3 protein-coding genes are annotated in these 4,106 nt (G+C 42.8%); 2 read left to right on the top strand and 1 reads right to left on the bottom strand.

Annotation, left to right across the window (positions count from 1 at the left end):
• Positions 1 to 372: 372 nt before the first annotated feature.
• Positions 373 to 561, top strand: coding sequence for a Trm112 family protein (locus C200_RS09625; RefSeq protein ID WP_016211771.1), 189 nt, complete (start codon positions 373 to 375; stop codon positions 559 to 561).
• Positions 562 to 574: 13 nt separating this feature from the next.
• On the opposite strand, the gene C200_RS09620 is transcribed toward C200_RS09625, so the two are convergent.
• A complete protein-coding gene (locus tag C200_RS09620) occupies positions 575 to 1,708 on the bottom strand; it encodes a patatin-like phospholipase family protein (protein WP_016211770.1) in 1,134 nt (377 codons plus the stop codon).
• A gap of 199 nt (positions 1,709 to 1,907) precedes the next feature.
• On the opposite strand from C200_RS09620, the gene C200_RS09615 reads away from it, so the two are divergent.
• The coding region (locus C200_RS09615; RefSeq protein ID WP_033923751.1) for a cadherin-like domain-containing protein at positions 1,908 to 4,106 on the top strand (2,199 nt) is incomplete at its 3' end.

Raw genomic sequence — 4,106 nt, 5'->3', positions numbered from 1 at the left:
ACATTGAACACCAGAAGAAGAGCGAGTTTGAATTATTGTTCCCTTATTCTTTTTTTTTAGAGTATTTGATGGCGGCTTAGTATAGAGTAGTGTTGCACTTCAGATGACGGAGGGCGGGTGAACTTTAAAAATTTTTTATTTTTATTTATATTAATCGAAGAGAGAGGGCTCATGTTGTTCATGCTCTTGTTTGTTAGATTTAGGGTTGATTATTGAGGCTTAATAATAATCAATGATTTTTGTTGAAAGTTAATTTGTTTTAAATTTTAGATTTTAACTGGAGATAGTGATGTTAGGTCGAGCGCTTGGTTTTTTAGGTCAGAGTTGATAGTATGAGCGCGTTATGATGAAAGAGCAGAGAAAGTTACAGCTATGGATAAACGTTTATTAGAGATTCTTGCTTGTCCGGCGTGTAAGGGCAAAGTTATTTACGATAAAAAGCACAGTGAGCTGGTGTGTAAATTCGATCGCCTGGCCTATCCGCTCCGTGATACGATTCCGGTGATGCTCGAAGCTGAAGCGCGTACGTTAACGCTAGAAGAGTTAGACACTGTGCGCTAATGGGCGTTATTTTTTATTGATGAGGATGGTCCTGATCATCGAGTTTATGAACCACTGTTTTGGATTCAATGTGATGCTCATAAAACCAGTCGGGATTTTTCACTAAGGCTAAGGCGTTTTTGTAGCCTTGGCTGCGGTGATCGTCTGCAGAAAGCTCTGAAAATTCATAATCTTTTGAATGTAGCTCGGTGCCTTGTTTGGATTTATAGTTAATTTGAGCGACATGTAATTTATGCGAGTCACCGTATTTTAATAGCTCTTGTAAGTTTTCTTTATGTTTGATTTCTTCTGGAATATGTTCAGCGAGCTGAGCGATGATACCCTGTAAATATTGTTTTGAATCATATTGTTCAATGATAGTGCGCAGATGGCTAGCGTACTCAATGTCTTTAGCACGTTCTTGCACGCCATCGAGAGAATGTGGAGGTACCCCTTTGGGGTTAAATAAGTTGACGAGAAAGCATAAGCGGTTTTTATGTTCGGATTCATTGGTGACAGCAAGAATAGGCGTATTTGAATACAGGCCACCATCCCAGTAATAATGGCCATCGATTTTAATCGCAGGAAAGCCTGGTGGTAGCGCGCAGCTGGCCATGATATGTTCGGGCGTTAGGGTGTGTTTGGTGTTGTCAAAGAACACTTGCTCACCGGTTTCTAAATCGACTGCACCGATACTGAGGCGCATATAGGCTCGATTTAAATAGTCAAAGTCGATCAAATCAATCAGTGTTTGCTTTAATGGTAGCGTACTATAAAAGCTGATAAGGTCGGGTGTTTTTGGGGTGAGCAATAGCGGCGAGAGCCAATGTGGTTCAAAGAAATTAGGCTGACCAAACAGTAAGGTCGTTTGCGCACTCCAATAATTATAGAGTTTACGTATGCCAAAATAATCAGTTACTGGTAATGGGTAGTGGCGACGGGTAATGCGTGACCAGAACTCTTCCAGTTTGGCGATGCCTTCACCGGGTGGGTTACCGGCGATGAGGGATGCATTAATTGCGCCAATGGAGATACCAACAATCCAGTCAGGACTGTACATTTCTTCCATCAACGCTTCATAAACGCCGACCTGGAAAGCCCCCATGGCGCCACCGCCTTGGAACAGATAAACTACTTCATCAAAGTAATTAACTTGCGCTGTTGTCACCGGCTCAGCCCTATCTTATTGATACTCGTCCTTTTAAGTGTAGTTTAACTCGGGTTTAACATCGTGGATTTAGGATAAAAAAATTAGAGTAGAAAATCAGCGTAAAATTAAAAGAGCAGGAAGTGGAGTATTTGACCAAAAAATGTGTCTAACCTTACGTAGTCTACGCTTAAGATTATGCAGCAGGTAGGGTAGATAAATGGCTGATGAGAAGAATATACAGTCTCAAAAAGATGCAGATAATGCTGTTTCTGATGAGTTAATCGAAACAGCACAACGTGACTCAGGGGAAAACTCTATCGAGGAGGCCTTAGAGCAAGTGCTTGCCGATACAACGGCAAACAGCTCTGAGGACTCTCAATTTGGTAGTTATCAAACCGGCTATCGTGGTGAAGGTCTAGAGGAGCCTGAAGATACAGGTGGTGGACCAGAACGTAGCGATACCAACTTAGAGTCTGCTGCTCAAGGTGGGGGGGGTGGTAATAATGTTGCGCCTTTGGAAGAAATAAATGTTAGTTTTCAGTCTGGGTTGGATGGTGTAGAAACTGAGTTTGATGTTGGTGCTGGTGATGGCGCATCTCTTAATACTATTTTAGGTATCACCCCAGATATTAATAACAATGCTGCAATTCAATCTGGCGGTGCTGCAAATCGAGGGGCTATTGCTGGGGAAGAGGAAGCGGTTGCTGAAACAGTTCCAGCAGAGGCTGTAGAGGCTGCGACTAGTTCTACTGATGATGCAGAAGCGACAGAAAGTGAGATTCCTTTGCCTGATGATGATTCTGACTTATCGTTATCTGCTGAGCCTGCAGCGGATGATGACACTGTAACGGTTAATGATGATAGTGCTGAGCCTGTCATTAATAATAACCCGCGTGCTATTGATGATAATTTAACCTTATCAGAAGACCTTGCCTTTACTTTTAATGCGGCTGATATTTTAGCGAATGATAGCGATGTTGATGGCGATTCTCTTGCCTTAACCGGTATTAGTCAATCCCCTGAGCATGGCGCATTAATTGACAATGGGGATGGTAGCTGGACCTTTACGCCCACTGAAAATTATAACGGTCAAGATAGCTTTATTTATACTGTATCTGATGGTCAAGGCGGTTTTGCTACGGCGACGGTTGCTTTAACTATCGATCCGGTTAATGACGATCCGGTCGTTATTGATAGCCTGGAGTCTGGCACTGAAGATGTGCCGCTAGTTTTTGATGTGAGTGACTTAATCTCTGATATTGATAGCAATAATACATTTATTGATAGTTTTGAGCAGCCTGAAAATGGGATCTTAACGCTAGATGGCACAACCTTTACGTTTACTCCGCATGAAAACTGGCATGGCGATACTCATTTTAATTATGTTGTTGCTGATGGTGAGGGTGGCACGGCTGCTGGGTCTGTGGATATGCATCTAACTGCAGTGAATGATGATCCAACAGCGCAGGGACACACCTTTGAGTTAAAAAAAGATGGTTCGATTCGCTTTAGTGAAGCAGATTTATTGGCCGGTGCTACAGATGTCGATGGTGATAATTTGAGCGCAACCGCTGTGACTGATCCTGCAAATGGTGATTTAGTTAACAATGGTGATGGCACCTGGACCTTTACGCCTGATGATAACTGGAATGGTGAGACTCAGTTTGATTATACGCTGGTAGATGGTCAAGGGGGTGAAGTTACAGAAACTGTGACCTTAGATGTTGATCCACAAGCTGAAAAAGTCAATGTAGAATTTATTTTAAATGATCAGCAAACGATTTATCCAGATTATCGTGATGAGAGTACTAATTATACTGTCCAATCACCGGGTGATTTTGGTGTGACGGAATCGATTAGTGGTGAGCAGATGGCTACACAGGGAATTGGCAATAGCGACCAAATCAGTGTGGGCTATCAGGATGAAAATGCAGCCTCTATTCAACTTGAAAGCGGCTGGAATAGCATTAAAAATATTTTCGCAGTGAGTGATGAAGCGGCGGATGTCAGTATTTCAGACTTTGTCCGTACTGATGTACAACTCGGTGATGGCGGTGATAGTACGGTTAATATTGAGGGCGCAAAACGCGGCGATATTACCAGCGGTGATGGTAGCGATACGATTAATATTAGTGCAGAAACCAATGGTGCAGGTTGGGATAATACATTTAATATTTCCAGTGCTGAGGGTGAGGATTTCATTAGTCTTAGCGGTGATCAAGACATTACCGTTTTTAATGTCAACGTCGGTAGTGGTGATGATGTAATTCAGCTGGGTAATGGGTATGCAAACTCAACAATTCATGCCGGTTATGGTGATGATACGGTTCGTGGTGGAACAGGTGAAGATGCGATTTTTGGTGGCGCCGGTGATGATGCCTTAAGAGGTGGTCAGGGCGAGGATAGCTTACGTGGC

Origin of the sequence: Piscirickettsia salmonis LF-89 = ATCC VR-1361 (genome assembly GCF_000297215.2) — a bacterium.
In the GTDB taxonomy this organism is placed as follows: Bacteria; Pseudomonadota; Gammaproteobacteria; order Piscirickettsiales; family Piscirickettsiaceae; genus Piscirickettsia; species Piscirickettsia salmonis.
The sequence above is the reverse complement of the archived record's forward strand: the minus strand, read 5'-3'. Positions and strand labels throughout refer to the sequence as shown.